Genomic DNA, 14595 nt, shown 5'->3' on the forward strand with positions numbered 1-14595 from the left:
TCGCGCGCCCGCAATCGAGTCAGCAAATCGGCGCGCTTCCGACCTGCCGCCAAGGAGGCGGCAGGTCGGAGGAGTATAGCGGAATTCCGCGGAGCGCGGATTTCGCGGGCCGGTGGCGCCGGCTACTGCAGGATCAGCCGCAAATGCGCATCGGCCTGCTCGCCGGGCGGCCTCTGGAACCCGCCTTTCGCGAACCGGTGCCACTTGCCGATCACGTAGCTGACGAGCAGGCTCGCACGTGCGGCGGGATCGTAATCGGCCGGCAGCACGAACGGCGCGGCGCCATCGGGCGCCTGCGCCTCGGTACGCGCGACCCGCAGGCACTGCTTGACGGTCGCCTCGATCCGGTCGAGCAGCTGGTTCACGCGCTCGGTGAGCCGCTCGTCCTCGCCGACCAGCGCCTCGCCCGTCAGCACGCGCGTCATGCCCGGATTCTTCGCGGCGAAATTGAGCATCGTCAGCGCGATCGTGCGCGCCTGCTGCACGCCGTTCGGCTCCTTCGCGACGATCTGGTTGACGAGCCCGAACAGCGCCTGCTCGATGAACTCGATCAGGCCTTCGTACATCTTCGCCTTGCTCGTGAAATGCCGGTACAGCGCGGCTTCCGACACGTCGAGGCGGGCCGCGAGCGCAGCCGTCGTGATTTTTTCGGGCTTCGGCGCCTCGAGCATCGCGGCGAGCGTCTGCAGGATCATCACGCGGCGCTCGCCCGGTTTCGGGCGCGCGCGGGACGGTGTGGCCTGGTCTTCCGTTACGGCTTGGTCCTGCGGGTAAGTCGGCTGCATTTCTGTCGCCCCGATCGTGTGCCCAGTCGGAGCGATTTTAACGAACGAATGCGCTGGTCGACATATTGGGGGCGGCCGATGTTCGGCAGATGGCCCGGCAGGTGCCCGGTGATCCACACCGTGCCGATGCCGAGGCGCTTGTAGCGCTTCAGGTGGCTGCGGGTATCTTCGACGAGGATCGCGTCTTCGAACCGCGCGTGCGCGGCGCGCAAAATCCGGCGCAGCATCGTGTGGTCGGGTTTCGCGCGCCATGTGCGACGGTCGCGCATGTGCTCGATCGCCACCACGCGCTCGAACAGCCGCTCGATGCGCAACTCGCGCAGCACCGCGCGCGCGTAGTTCTCGGGCGCATTGGTCAGCACGAACTTGCGGCCCGGCAGCGCGGCGACGATGCGCGCGAGGCCGCGTTCGGCGCGCAGCATCGCGGGCAGGTCGGAAAACGTGTGGACGACGCGCAGGAAGTCGTGCGGATCGATCGGGTGATGGCGCGCGAGGCCAAGGAGCGCGGCGCCGTAGCGCTGCGTGTAGCCGGTGCGCAGCCGGTCGGCTTCGGCACGCCCGACGTGGAGCGTGTCGATGATGTACTGCGTCATCGCGCGGTTGATCTCCGGAAAGATCGCGTGCGATGCGTGATGGAGCGTGTTGTCGAGATCGAACAGCCAGACGGGCGCGCCGGCGCGCGGCCGGCTGCGGGAGATGCGCCGGCGTCGCAGCGACGCCGGCAGGTCGGGGCCGGTGGTTTTGCGGCGCGCGCTCAATGCGAGCGGATCATCGTGCCGAACGGCTGCTCGGTCAGGATTTCGAGCAGCACCGAGTGCTCGATGCGGCCGTCGACGATGTGCACCGACTTCACGCCGCTCTTCGCGGCGTCGAGCGCCGACGAGATCTTCGGCAGCATGCCGCCCGAGATCGTGCCGTCCTCGAACAGCGCGTCGATCTCGCGCGCCGACAGGTCGGTCAGCAGGTTGCCGTCCTTGTCCATCACGCCCGGGATGTTGGTCATCATCAGCAGCTTCTCGGCGTTCAGCACCGTCGCGAGCTTGCCCGCGACGAGGTCCGCGTTGATGTTGTACGACAGGCCGTCCTCGCCGAAACCGATCGGCGAGATCACCGGGATGAACGCGTCGTCCTGCAGCGCCTTCACGACCGCCGGGTTGATCGCCTCGACTTCGCCGACCTGGCCGATGTCGATGTACTGGCCCGGGTTGTCGCGGTCCGGCATCAGCAGCTTGCGTGCGTGGATCAGGCCGCCGTCCTTGCCCGTCAGGCCCACCGCATGGCCGCCGAAGTGATTGATCAGCATCACGATGTCCTGCTGGACTTCGCCGCCCAGCACCCATTCGACGACTTCCATCGTCTCTTCGTCGGTCACGCGCATGCCCTGGATGAAGGTGCCGGCCTTGCCGATCTTCTTCAGTGCGTGATCGATCTGCGGACCGCCGCCGTGGACGATCACCGGATTGATGCCGACCAGTTTCAGCAGGATCACGTCGCGCGCGAAGCCTTGCTTGAGCCGCTCTTCCGTCATCGCGTTGCCGCCGTATTTGATCACCACGGTCTTGCCGTGGTAGCGGCGGATGTATGGCAGCGCCTCGGCGAGGATTTCTGCCTTCAGCGTGGGGGCGATCTGCGAGAGGTCGATGGGCTCGGACATGGCGGCAGCTCTGGCTGGGAACGGTTGAAACAGGGCGAATTGTACAGGAGTGGCGCAGCGCAGCATCGGGTTTTTGGGCTGGCCGGACGGCCGATCGCGCGGGCGGTCGCCACGCGCCGCGGCCCGCCGGCCTTGGTGCCGGACCCCGCGCGGGCCGCTGCGGCGGCAGGGCGGACAGCGCGACTCGACCCGCGTTGGCGGCCCGCATCGGCCGACCGGCCGACGTGCAAAATCCGCCCGCCGCGCTATGCTTGTCGCGTAGGGTGACGTTCATGCCCGCTTCAGCGTTTCCGCCATGACCGATACCGCCGCCGACGCCCGTTCGACTCCGCGCCGCGCGCGCTGCCCGCGCTGCGGGCGCGGCTTCGACTGCGGCGCCCGCACGCAGCCGTTCGACTGCTGGTGCGCGTCGATGCCGACCCTGTCCGGCGGCGTGCCGCCGGCGGCCGGTACGCGTTGCCGTTGCCCGGAGTGCCTCGCCGACGAGATCGCCCAGCGCATGGCACGCGCGGCCGGCTGACGGCGCAGCCCGTGCAATCCGACTCGACGCCGGCTCGCCCGGTGCGCCGTCCGTCCTCACTGATCCGGCCCCCGGTGGAGGTGCCGGGCGCTAAACGGGTAAACTGCGCGGATGCAACGAATTACCACCACCGGGCGCGTCAACCTCAGTCACCTGTTCTGGCTGCGCAATCTCGCGATCATCGGCCAGCTCGTGACGATCGGCGTCGTGCAGACCTATTTCGGCGTGCATCTGCCGTTGCCGGCGATGCTGATGGTCATCGCGCTCGAAATCGTATTCAACGCGCTGACCTGGGTGCGCGTGCTGCGCGCGCGGCCCGAGACGAATTTCGAACTGCTCGGCCAGCTGTGGGTCGACCTCGGCGCGTTGTCGGCGCTGCTGTTCCTGTCGGGCGGCACGACCAACCCGTTCGTGTCGCTGTACCTGCCGTCGCTCGCGATCGCGGCGGCCGTGCTGCCGTGGCACCTGATGATCTGGCTCGCGGCGTTCGCGGTCGCGTGCTACGCGGCGCTCGGTTTCGATTCGGTGCCGCTCAACATGGACAACCCGGCGAACCTGTTCGACTACTACCGCACGGGGATGTGGGCGAACTTCATGGTCAGCGTCGGCCTGATCGCATGGTTCGTCGCGCGCATGTCGAACGCGTTGCGCCAACGCGATGCGGCGCTCGGCGAAGCGCAGGCGCACCTGCTGCGCGACGAGCGGGCGGTCGCGCTCGGCGTGCAGGCCGCCACCGTTGCGCACGAGATGGGGACGCCGCTGTCGACGATCGCGATGCTCGCGGAGGAGCTGCGCGACGCGGCGCGCGCCGATCCGGGGCTCGCACGCTACGAGGCCGACCTGAAGGTGCTGGAAGAACAGATGACGCTCTGCACGTCGGCGCTCGCGCGCCTGCGCAGCCGGGCGAGCGCGCAGGCGAGCCGCCAGCCGGTGGACGACTGGCTCGACACGTTCGTCGAGCACTGGCGCCTGCGGCATCCGCACGTGCACTTCGAACTGCTCGGCGCGCGCCCGTCGGGCGTCGGGCTCGACGACACCGTCGCGGCCGGCCAGATCCTGACGATCCTGCTCGACAACGCCGCGCGGGCGAGCCCGCACCGCGTGACGCTGGCCGCGAAGCTCGCGCACCACGAGCGGGCTGCGGACCAGATCGAATTCGAGGTATGCGACGACGGCCCCGGCATTCCGGCCGCGTTGCGCGAATCGCTCGGCTCGATGCCGGTCGACAGCACGCAGGGCGGGCACGGGGTCGGCCTGTACCTCGCGTTCAGCGCGGCCGTGCGTCTCGGCGGCGAGATCGAGCTGTCCGATGTCACGCCGCGCGCGGCGGGCGGCAACGGGCGCGCCGCCGGCGGCGGCGCGAACGGGCACGCGGCAGCTGCGTCGGGCCAGCGCGCGACAGAACGAGCGGCAGCCACGCCGGACGGCCGGCCCGCCGGCACCGCCGGCCGCGGCACGCGCGCGGTGCTGCGCCTGCCGGTGGCGCGTATCGCGGTGCCGGCCGCCTCAACCAACACGTAGACGGAGAAACCACATGAGCGAGAACAATTTCCTGGTGATCGACGACAACGAGGTGTTCGCGGGCACGCTCGCGCGCGGCCTCGAGCGCCGCGGCTACGCGGTTCAGCAGGCGCACGACAAGGAGGCGGCCCTGCGGCTCGCGGCCGGCGGCAAGTTCCAGTTCATCACCGTCGACCTGCATCTCGGCGACGATTCGGGCCTGAGCCTGATCGCGCCGCTGTGCGACCTGCAGCCCGACGCGCGGATTCTCGTACTGACCGGCTACGCGAGCATCGCGACCGCCGTGCAGGCGGTGAAGGAAGGCGCCGACAACTATCTGGCGAAGCCCGCGAACATCGAGTCGATCCTGGCCGCGCTGCAGACCAACGCGAGCGAAGTGCAGGCCGACGAGGCGCTCGAGAATCCGGTCGTGCTGTCGGTCGACCGGCTCGAATGGGAGCACATCCAGCGCGTGCTGGCGGAGAACAACAACAACATCTCGGCGACCGCGCGCGCGCTGAACATGCACCGCCGCACGCTGCAGCGCAAGCTCGCGAAGAAGCCGGTGCGGCAGTAAGGGGCGCGGCGGCATCGGCGGAGCGCACCAACGAAATCGGGCGGCCCGCCGGGCCGCCCGTTTCGCATTCGACGCCGCGCGCGTTACAGCACGTAGCGCGACAGGTCTTCGTCCTGCGACACCTCGCCGAGCGCGCGATCGACGTACTTCGCGTCGATCGTCACGCGCTCGCCGGCGTGGTTGCCGGCCGAGAACGACACTTCCTCGAGCAGCTTCTCGATCACCGTGTACAGCCGGCGCGCACCGATGTTCTCGGTCTTCTCGTTGACCGCGTACGCGATCTCGGCGAGGCGGCGGATGCCGTCTTCGGCGAACTCGAGCTGCACGTCTTCGGTGGCGAGCAGCGCCTGGTACTGCTTGACGAGGCTCGCGTCGGTCGCGACGAGGATCGCCTCGAAATCCTCCACCGACAGCGAGTCGAGCTCGACGCGGATCGGAAAGCGGCCCTGCAGTTCGGGAATCAGGTCGCTCGGCTTCGCGAGATGGAACGCGCCGCTCGCGATGAACAGGATGTGATCGGTCTTCACCATCCCGTACTTCGTGTTGACCGTCGTGCCCTCGACGAGCGGCAGCAGGTCGCGCTGCACGCCCTGGCGCGATACTTCGCCGCCGCTGCCTTCGTTGTTGCGCGACGTGATCTTGTCGATCTCGTCGAGGAACACGATGCCGTTCTGCTCGACGTTCTGCACGGCCTTCGTCTTCACTTCCTCGTCGTTGAGCATCTTCGCCGCTTCCTCGTCCGTCAGCAGCTTCAGCGCTTCCTTGATCTTCACCTTGCGGCGCTGCTTCTTGCCGCTGCCGAGGTTCGAGAACATCGAGCGGATCTGCTCGGTCATCTCTTCCATCCCCGGCGGCGCCATGATGTCCATGCCGGCCGACGGCTGCTCGAGGTCGAGCTCGACTTCCTTGTCGTCGAGCTGGCCTTCGCGCAGGCGCTTGCGGAAGGTCTGGCGCGTCGCGTTGTTGTCGTCGTTCGCGTGATCCGCGTTGCCGCCGAAGCCGACCGCGCGCGGTTGCGGCAGCAGGATGTCGAGGATGCGGTCTTCCGCCTGGTCGGTCGCCTTGCTGCGCACCTTGCGCATCTCGGATTCACGCGTCTGCTTGACCGAGATCTCGATCAGGTCGCGCACGATGCTGTCGACGTCGCGGCCGACGTAGCCGACTTCGGTGAACTTGGTTGCCTCGATCTTGATGAACGGCGCGTCGGCGAGCTTCGCGAGACGGCGCGCGATTTCGGTCTTGCCGACGCCCGTCGGCCCGATCATCAAAATGTTCTTCGGCGTGATTTCCTGGCGCAGCGGGTCGGCGACCTGCTGGCGGCGCCAACGATTGCGCAGCGCGACGGCCACCGCCTTCTTCGCCTTGTCCTGGCCGATGATGTGCTTGTCGAGTTCCGAGACGATCTCGGCAGGGGTCATGGTGCTCATGGTGCGGTCCTTACTCGATCGTTTCGATGATGCGGTTGTGGTTCGTGTAGATGCACATGTCGCCGGCGATCTCGAGCGATTTCTCGACGATCTCGCGCGGGGACAGCTCGGTGTTCTCCGCGAGCGCGCGGGCCGCGGCCTGCGCATAGGCGCCGCCCGAGCCGATCGCGCAGATGCCGCCTTCCGGGTCGAGCACGTCGCCGTTGCCGGTGATCACGAGCGTGGTGGTCGCATCGGCCGTGATCAGCATCGCCTCGAGGCGGCGCAGCATCCGGTCGGTACGCCAGTCCTTCGCGAGCTCGACGGCCGCGCGGGTCAGGTTGCCCTGGTGCTTCTCGAGCTTCGCCTCGAAGCGATCGAGCAGCGAGAACGCATCGGCGGTGCCGCCCGCGAATCCGACCAGTACCTGGTTGTTGTAGATCCGCCGCACTTTCCGCGCGCCACCCTTCATGACGATGTTGCCGAGGGTTACCTGGCCGTCGCCGCCGAGCGCGACCTTGTCGCCGCGCCGGACCGAAACGATGGTCGTGCCGTGAAATTGCTCCATCTGCGTTCCTTGAGAAAAACGGGGAAGAGTCGGGCGGCGCGGGGCGCCGCCGCTTGAATCGCAGTGCGCCGGGGAGCGGCCCGGCGCGCGTCCGTTTCATTTTAGGGCGGGCGCCGGGATATCAAGAGGGGGAGGCAAATCGGCCGCCGGGCCGGGAACCGGTGCCGGAAAAACAAAAAGCGCGCGGCAGGCCGCGCGCTTTCGGGAAGCAGCGTGTCGGAGCGGAACGCCGCTCGATCAGTCGCCGAACAGCTTCTGGCGGAGCTCGCGGCGCTCTTGCGCCTCGAGCGACAGCGTGGCCGTCGGGCGCGCGAGCAGGCGCGGGATGCCGATCGGTTCGCCGGTTTCCTCGCACCAGCCGTAATCGCCGGAATCGATGCGGGCGAGCGACTGCTGAACCTTCTTGAGGAGCTTGCGTTCGCGATCGCGCGTGCGCAGCTCGAGCGCGTGCTCTTCCTCGATCGTCGCGCGGTCGGCGGGATCGGGCACGATCACCGTCTCGCGCAGGTTCTCGGTCGTCTGGCCTGCGTTCTTGAGGATGTCCGCCTGCAACTGTTCGAGCCGATTTTTGAAGAAGGCGAGCTGATCCTCATTCATGTAATCCTTGTCGCTCATCTTCAGGATTTCGGCTTCGGTCAAGAGTTTCTTCGTCATCTGCTTGCTTCTTCAATGTGCGGCAAATCAAGAGATATTGCCTGCACTTTGGGATTACCCGCAACTGCGCTGCAATCATTTGCGATTTGCCGCCGCGGGGCCGAAAGCCTCTGGAAAACCGGTTCTCAAATACCAGGATAGGCCTGGCGCGGAGTTGCGCGCGCTGCGAACCGGTGTGCTGCGCGGCACATTGCATCGGCCGCGGCCGGGAGGCGGATTGGCGATCCGGCGCGGTTGCGATGCCCGGAAAACTGGTTCAGCAAGAACCGGGCCTGTTTGTTGCCGTACTCCAGCGGGCACGTATTGTAACTGAATCGCAAGCGGGCGCCGTATCGGGTCGATCCCCGTCGGCTGCGCCAATATCTAGAAAATATAACGCGCAAATCGCGAAAAAGCGATGACGGCGAAACCCTGCCCGGAAAAGGCACCGCGCAAGCGCCGCGGCCGCCCCGGAAGGCGGCCGCATGGAAGGTGCGGCGACGCCGGCCCGAAGCCTCAGGCGAGGCAGGCGTCGAGGCCGTCGGTGATCAGGTCCTGCGGCAGGTCGACGCCGATGAACACCATCTTGTTGGTCTTCTTCTCGACCGGCAGCCACTTCGCGGCGAGGTCGCTGCCCATCATCTGGTGCACGCCCTGGAACACGACCTTGCGGTCGACGCCCTTCATGTACAGCACGCCCTTGTAACGCAGCATCCGTTCGCCGTAGATCTGCAGGATGCCGCCGAGGAAGTCTTCCAGCTTGTTCGGGTCGAACGGGCGGTCGTTGCGGTACACGAACGACTTGATCTTGTCGTCGTGGTGCGCGTGGTGGTGATGGCCGTGGTCGTGATCGTGCGCGCATTGACCGTGATCGTGGTCGCAATGCGCGTGATCGTGATCATGGTCGTGATCGTGGTGATGATGCGCGTGGTCGTCCTCGGCGAGGAAGTCCGGGTCGATCTCGAGCTTCGCGTTCAGGTTGAAGCCACGCAGGTCGAAGATTTCCTTGATGTCGGCTTCGCCAAAGTTCACGATCTTGATCGTCGCCTTCGGGTTCATGTGCATCAGGCGGTGCTTGAGCGCCGCGACGGCCTGGTCGTCGACCAGGTCCGACTTCGTGATGAACAGGCGATCGGCGAAGCCGACCTGGCGCTGCACCACTTCGTGTTCGTCGAGCTGCGCGTTCGCATGCTTCGCGTCGACCAGCGTGATGACCGCGTCGAGCAGGAAATCGTCGGCGATCTCGCTGTCGATGAAGAAGGTCTGCGCGACGGGGCCCGGGTTCGCGAGGCCGGTCGTCTCGATCACGATGCGATCGAAGTCGAGCTTGCCTTCGCGCTTCTTCGCGGCCAGATCGCCGAGCGCGCGCGCGAGGTCGCCGCGGATCGTGCAGCAGATGCAGCCGTTGCTCATCTGGATGATCTGCTCGTTCGTGTCCTGGACGAGGATCTCGTTGTCGATGTTCTCTTCGCCGAACTCGTTCTCGATCACGGCGATCTTCATGCCGTGCTGTTCGTTCAGGATGCGCTTGAGCAGCGTCGTCTTGCCGCTGCCGAGGAAGCCGGTGAGGATGGTGACGGGAGTGGCCATGTCGGTCGCCTGTGGTTCGTGAATCGGGGTCAAAACCAGGATGTGTGCGTCGCGCCGTCGACTCGCGAGCCGGGGCGCACAACCATCCATTGAAACATACCTGTCAAGCCCTCGCCCGTCGTCCGGACGACAGGCTCGAGCGCGGAGCCGCCAGCGGCGGCGGCCCGGCGGACGCGGGTGTGCGCGTAGATCGGGGCGGTCACACGATTTGCAACAGCAGGCCCTTCAGATATTCGCCTTCCGGGAACGCGGCGAGCAGCGGGTGATCGACGCCCGCGCCGAGCCGCTTCAGGATCCGCGCGTCGACCTTCGCGTCGGCGGCCGCGCCCGCGACGATCTTCTGGAACAGGTCCATGTCGATCGCGCCCGAGCACGAATACGTGAACAGCAGGCCGCCCGGGCGCAGCAGCCTGAAGCCGCTCAGGTTGATGTCCTTGTAGGCGCGTGACGCGCGGTCGACGCTGTCGCGGGTCGGCGCGAACTTCGGCGGATCGAGCACGATCAGGTCGAAGCGCTCGCCTTCGTCGACGAGGCGGCGCAGCGTCTTGAACGCGTCCGCGTCGAGCCAGGTCGCGCGCCCGGCATCGAAGCCGTTCGCGACGACGTTCTGCTGCGCGAGCGCGAGCGCGTCGCCCGACGAGTCGATCGACACGACACGGTTCGCGCCGCCCTTGAGCGCCGCGAGCGAGAAGCCGCCCGTGTAGCAGAAGCAGTTGAGCACGTCGCGGCCGGCCGCGTATTGCGCGACGAGCGCGCGGTTGTCGCGCTGGTCGACGTAGAAGCCTGTCTTGTGGCCGTTCGGCACGTCGACGTGATAACGCACGCCGTTTTCGTTCGCGATCAGCGTCGCGGGCGGCGCGTCGCCGGCGAGCACGCCGGTCGTCTGCGCGAGCCCTTCCTTGTCGCGGATCGACACGTCCGAGCGTTCGTACACGTTCGGGCAGCCGGTCGCACCGCTGAGCGCCGCGACGATCGCGTCCTTCCACGCCTCGACGCCCGCGGCCATGAACTGGCACACGAGCTGGCCGCGCGGCGCGGCGCCCGGCTCGGCCGTGTCCGCGACGTAGTAGTCGACGATCAGCCCCGGCAGCCCGTCGGCTTCGCCGAACACGAGCCGCACCGCGCCCGTGCTCGATACCATCGCCGTGCGGTGCGCGACCGCGCGCTGCACGCGGCGCTTGAAGAACGCGTGATCGATCGGCTCGTTCTCGTCGAAGCTCCACACGCGCACGCGGATCTGCGACTGCGGGCTGTACGCGCCGCGCGCGAGGAAGCGGCCGTCGTGCGCGCGCACGATGACGGTCGCGCCGGACGCGGGCGTGCCGTCGACGCGGTCGATCGCATTGGCATAGATCCACGGATGCCGGCGCAGCAGCGATTTTTCCTTGGACGGTCTGAGTGTGACGGTTTGCATGGTCGGATCGAAAGGGGCCGCGCATGGCGCCGGCCGTTGCCGGCCGCCGTGCGCGGCGGGTAGGGCGGGACGCGCGTCAGTCGCGCTTCTTCGCGCGCGGATGCGCGCTGTCGTAAATTTTCGCGAGATGCTGGAAGTCGAGCGACGTGTAGATCTGCGTCGCGGCGACGCTCGCGTGGCCCAGCAGTTCCTGCACCGCGCGCAGGTCGCCGCTCGACTGCAGCACGTGCGTCGCGAACGAATGGCGCAGCACGTGCGGGTGGACGTTGGCGGGGATGCCCGCGGCCAGCGCCGCGCGCTTCACGCGGTCGCGCACGACACCCGGCGCCATCCGGTTGCCGCGCACGGACACGAACAGCGGATGCGGATCGTGCTTCACGAATTCGCCGCGCACCGCGAGCCACGCGTTCAGCGCCTCGATCGCCTTGCGGCCGACCGGCACCTTGCGCTCCTTGTTGCCCTTGCCGCGCACGGTGACTTCGGCTTCGGCGAGATCGAGCCAGCCGGCCGAGCGGTAGCCGTCCGCCTGCGTGTACATGACGTCGAGGCCGACCAGTTCGGCGAGGCGCAGCCCGGACGAATAGAACAGCTCGAGGATCGCGTGATCGCGGATGCCTTCGGTCGTGCCGGCGAGCGGCGCGTCCATCAGTGCCGATGCGTCGTCGACCGACAGCGCCTTCGGCAGGGTCTTCGGTCGCTTCGGCGCACGCACCGCGGCGACGGGGTTCGCGGGCATCTCGATGCGCTGCGCGAGCCAGCGGTAGAACGCACGCCATGCGGACAGCCGGTGCGCGATCGAGCGCGCGGACAGCCCGCCCGCGTGCGCGCGCGCGACCGCGCCGCGCATGTCGGCGGCCGTCAGCGCGTCGAGCGGCCGGCCGGCGGCGAGCTTCTTCAGTTCGTCGAGTTCGTGCGTATACGCGCGCAGCGTATGTTCCGACAGCTGCCTGACGTGCTTCAGGTTCGACAGGTAGGCGGCGATCGGATCGTCGGTCATGGGCGCGGCGTCAGTGCGGCAGCAGGCGCGTGAGCGCGGCGCTCGCGAGCGTCGCGATCTGCGCGAGGAAGTCGGTCGCCATCCCGTCGTGGAAGCGGCGCGGATCGGGCGAGCCGAGCACCAGCAGGCCGAACGCGGGGGCGTCGGTGCCGCCGAGCGGCGCGCGCAGCGCGAGCAGCGCGACCGACGTGGCCGCGCCGTCGCCGACCGGCGCGGCTTCAGCGCCTTCCGCCGCATTCACGGCCGGCGCCGCGAGCGCCGGCGCGAGCCACTGCGCCGCTTCGAATCCGGTGTTCGCGCCGCAGTACGGCGTCGACAGCCCGTTCGTGAACAGGCGCACTTCCTCGCCGACCTGGCGCGCGAAATCGGCCTGAGCGTAGGTGTCGGCGACGTCCCACACGCGCAGCGCGGTCTGCGGCACGTCGAACACGTCGGCGATGCCTTCGGCGATCGTGCGCGGCAGCGCGTACGGGTCGCGTTCCGCGATCACGCGCGCGGTCCAGCGGCTGAACTTCGCGGACAGGCTGTCGTTCTCGTGGCCGTAGCGCACGAGCTCGGCGAGCCGGCGCTCGAGATGCTTGTTCTTGTCGCGCAGCATCTCCATCTGCCGCTCCTGCAGCGAGATCGCGGCCTTGCCGTGCGGGTTCGCGAGACGGATCGTCGCGAGCAGTTCCGCGTGTTGCGCGAAGAATTCGGGATTGGCGAGCAGGTAGTCGGCGACTTCGCGATCGTTCATGTGACTGGAGCGTTCAGTTATCAGGACGTTGAAGGGTCAGACGTTCAGGTCGATCTCGCCTTCGAACACGGTCGCGGCGGGCCCGGCCATCATCAGCGCGGCGGTTTCGTCGCGCGCGCCGTCCCAGCTGATCGTCAGCGTGCCGCCGTGCGTGTGCACGGTCACAGGCGAATCGAGCAGGCCGCGCCGGATGCCGGCCGCCACCGCCGCGCACGCGCCGGTGCCGCACGCGAGCGTCTCGCCCGCGCCGCGCTCGTACACGCGCAGCTTCACTTCGTTGCGCGATACGATCTGCATGAAGCCGGCATTCACGCGCTGCGGGAAGCGGGCGTGAAGCTCGATCAGCGGGCCCTCGTCGAGCACCGGATACGCTTCGGAATCGTCGACGACCTGCACCGCGTGCGGGTTGCCCATCGACACCGTCGAGATCCAGCGCGTGTGGCCGCCGACGTTGAGCGGCCACAGCGTGTCGTTGCCTTCGGTCCGGCCGTCGAGCCCCGAGGCGTCGAACGGCACCTGCGCCGGCGCGAACACGGGCGCGCCCATGTCGACGACGACTTGGCCGTCGTCCTGCATCGTCAGCGTGATCAGGCCCTTCATCACCTGCACGCGCACGCTGCGCTTGTCGGTCAGGCCGCGGTCGCTGACGAACTTCACGAAGCAGCGCGCGCCGTTGCCGCAATGTTCGACTTCGCCGCCGTCGCAATTGAAGATCCGGTACTTGAAGTCCGCGCCGTCGACGGTCGGTTTCTCGACGAGCAGCAACTGGTCGGCGCCGATGCCGAAGTGTCGGTTGGCGAGCGCGCGCACCTGCGCCTTGGTGAGCGGCGGCAGCGCGCGCGAATAGCTGTCGAGCACGACGAAGTCGTTGCCCGCGCCGTGCATCTTGGTGAACGAGAGTTTCACTGGGTCCGGAATTCCATGGCGAACAGGGCGGTCGGCACGGCGGACGCGGCGTGCCGCCAGGGCGGGCGGCGTCGTTCGTCGTGCTGATCTCAACCGCAAATGATACATGCAGCCGACAGGGGCGTCCTGCGCGGGCGGGGCGTCATTCGGATGGCCGGGCGAGGAAAACGGCGGGAGGGCGGATCCGTGGCTCGCGCAGCAGTCGGCCCGCGATTTTCTGGCAGGCGCGCCGAAGGTGGCACAGGTGCAGGCGCGCATCTGACGGCGCGCCCGCGGGTTCGGCTCAGTAGACGCTCGGCTCGCCGGGCGGGCGCGTCTTGAAGCGCTTGTGCACCCAGTAATACTGCTCGGGCATCAGCGGAATCTGCTCCTCGAGGAATTCGTTCATCCGCCGCGCGTCGAGATCGTCGTCGCCGGTCGGGTAGTTGTCCCACGGCTTGAACACCTTCAGCCGGTACCCCTTGTAGTTCGGCAGCACCTCGCCGATGAACGGCACGACCTGCGCGCGGCCCGTCTTCGCGAGCCGGCCGACGGCCGTCAGCGTGCACGCCGGCACGCCGAAGAAGGGGACGAACGTCGAATTGCGCAGACCATAGTCCATGTCGGCGCCGAGCATCACCGGCTTGCGGTCGCGCAGCCAGCGCAGCACGACGCGCGCGCTGTCCGCGCGGCCGACCATCTCGGCGTCGAAACGCCCGCGGGCCTGCTTCGCCTCTTCCTCGAGCACGGCATTCGAGAACGGCTGGTACAGCGACCCGCAGCGGCGCTGCAGCGACCGGTTCAGCCAGATCGAGCCGGCTTCGATGCCGACGAAATGCAGGCCCAGGAACAGCGTCGGGGGCAGATCCGGATCGGTGAGATCGACCGCGCTGTCGACCTGGATCAGTTTCGCGAGCTTGCGCTCGGAGCCGAACCACTGGACGCTGCGCTCGACGTAGCTGCGGATCGCGTGGCGGAAGTGCTGGCCCGCCACTTCCTCGCGCCGTTCGTCGCTCCAGTCGGGGAAGCAGAGTTTCAGATTGGTATGTACGATGCGCTTTCGCCGGCTGGGAATCTGGTACAGCAGCCAGCCGAGGCCGTCGCCGAACCGTGCGGTCAAGCCGTACGGCAGCAGGGCGAGCAGCTTCAGCAAGCCGATGGCGAGGTGCGTGCCGAGGCGGCCTAGCATGCGGAATCTCCGTGGGGCCGGCTGGCCGGCACGTTGCGAACAGGGGGGTAGGACAGCGGACGATGCAGCACGGGCGGCGCTCTGTGACAATTCACGAAAGCCGCTATAATACGGGCTTCGCCGAGTTAACTGACAACTTGC

At 67.9% G+C, this 14595-nt stretch carries 15 protein-coding genes; 3 read left to right on the plus strand and 12 right to left on the minus strand.

Features of this window, described 5'->3' with window-relative positions; all coding sequences use genetic code 11:
* Positions 1-122: 122 nt before the first annotated feature.
* The 3 genes from slmA to argB are packed head-to-tail and all read right to left on the minus strand — an operon-like array spanning position 123 to position 2439.
* The gene (gene slmA, locus ACV22W_RS20420) at positions 123-785 is read right to left on the minus strand and encodes a nucleoid occlusion factor SlmA (RefSeq protein WP_059819946.1); all 663 of its coding nucleotides are present in this window, start codon (positions 783-785) and stop codon (positions 123-125) included.
* Positions 752-1543 (minus strand): pyrimidine 5'-nucleotidase, encoded by a 792-nt coding sequence (locus ACV22W_RS20425; protein WP_448021324.1) that lies wholly within the window; start codon positions 1541-1543, stop codon positions 752-754. Before ACV22W_RS20425 ends, slmA begins: the two co-directional genes overlap by 34 nt.
* Complete coding sequence (gene argB, locus ACV22W_RS20430) at positions 1540-2439, minus strand: acetylglutamate kinase (RefSeq protein ID WP_006490510.1); 900 nt, start codon at positions 2437-2439, stop codon at positions 1540-1542. The genes ACV22W_RS20425 and argB overlap by 4 nt, the downstream gene beginning before the upstream one ends.
* Before the next feature lie 295 nt (positions 2440-2734).
* Between argB and ACV22W_RS20435 the strand changes: the two genes are divergently transcribed.
* From ACV22W_RS20435 to ACV22W_RS20445, 3 genes are all read left to right on the plus strand, one after another.
* Positions 2735-2959, plus strand: coding sequence for a cysteine-rich CWC family protein (locus tag ACV22W_RS20435; protein ID WP_448021326.1), 225 nt, complete (start codon positions 2735-2737; stop codon positions 2957-2959).
* A gap of 111 nt (positions 2960-3070) precedes the next feature.
* Positions 3071-4480 carry an ATP-binding protein gene (locus ACV22W_RS20440; RefSeq protein ID WP_448021328.1) on the plus strand — a complete coding sequence of 470 codons (1410 nt, stop codon included), beginning with the start codon at positions 3071-3073 and terminating at the stop codon, positions 4478-4480.
* Between the two features lie 13 nt (positions 4481-4493).
* Positions 4494-5036 (plus strand): response regulator transcription factor, encoded by a 543-nt coding sequence (locus tag ACV22W_RS20445; protein WP_044847841.1) that lies wholly within the window; start codon positions 4494-4496, stop codon positions 5034-5036.
* Positions 5037-5119: 83 nt separating this feature from the next.
* Here ACV22W_RS20445 and hslU read toward each other — a convergent pair whose 3' ends face one another.
* The 9 genes from hslU to lpxL all read right to left on the minus strand — a co-directional run bounded on the left by hslU (position 5120) and on the right by lpxL (position 14454).
* A complete protein-coding gene (gene hslU / locus ACV22W_RS20450) occupies positions 5120-6463 on the minus strand; it encodes an ATP-dependent protease ATPase subunit HslU (RefSeq protein WP_448021329.1) in 1344 nt (447 codons plus the stop codon).
* Between the two features lie 10 nt (positions 6464-6473).
* Positions 6474-7010 (minus strand): ATP-dependent protease subunit HslV, encoded by a 537-nt coding sequence (hslV, locus tag ACV22W_RS20455; RefSeq protein WP_006760749.1) that lies wholly within the window; start codon positions 7008-7010, stop codon positions 6474-6476.
* A gap of 237 nt (positions 7011-7247) precedes the next feature.
* Positions 7248-7664, minus strand: coding sequence for an RNA polymerase-binding protein DksA (gene dksA, locus ACV22W_RS20460; RefSeq protein WP_006477498.1), 417 nt, complete (start codon positions 7662-7664; stop codon positions 7248-7250).
* A gap of 495 nt (positions 7665-8159) precedes the next feature.
* On the minus strand, positions 8160-9233 hold the full coding sequence (locus tag ACV22W_RS20465; protein ID WP_448021331.1) for a CobW family GTP-binding protein: 1074 nt from the start codon (positions 9231-9233) through the stop codon (positions 8160-8162).
* Between the two features lie 199 nt (positions 9234-9432).
* Positions 9433-10647, minus strand: coding sequence for a class I SAM-dependent rRNA methyltransferase (locus ACV22W_RS20470; protein ID WP_448021333.1), 1215 nt, complete (start codon positions 10645-10647; stop codon positions 9433-9435).
* Between the two features lie 76 nt (positions 10648-10723).
* Positions 10724-11644 (minus strand): tyrosine recombinase XerC, encoded by a 921-nt coding sequence (gene xerC, locus ACV22W_RS20475; RefSeq protein WP_448021335.1) that lies wholly within the window; start codon positions 11642-11644, stop codon positions 10724-10726.
* Between the two features lie 10 nt (positions 11645-11654).
* A complete protein-coding gene (locus ACV22W_RS20480; protein ID WP_448021337.1) occupies positions 11655-12380 on the minus strand; it encodes a DUF484 family protein in 726 nt (241 codons plus the stop codon).
* 36 nt (positions 12381-12416) lie between these two features.
* Positions 12417-13286 (minus strand): diaminopimelate epimerase, encoded by an 870-nt coding sequence (gene dapF, locus ACV22W_RS20485; RefSeq protein ID WP_448021339.1) that lies wholly within the window; start codon positions 13284-13286, stop codon positions 12417-12419.
* 283 nt (positions 13287-13569) lie between these two features.
* A complete protein-coding gene (gene lpxL / locus ACV22W_RS20490; protein WP_448021341.1) occupies positions 13570-14454 on the minus strand; it encodes a lauroyl acyltransferase LpxL in 885 nt (294 codons plus the stop codon).
* Positions 14455-14595 lie beyond the last annotated feature (141 nt).

The organism is Burkholderia sp. AW49-1 (genome assembly GCF_053427845.1).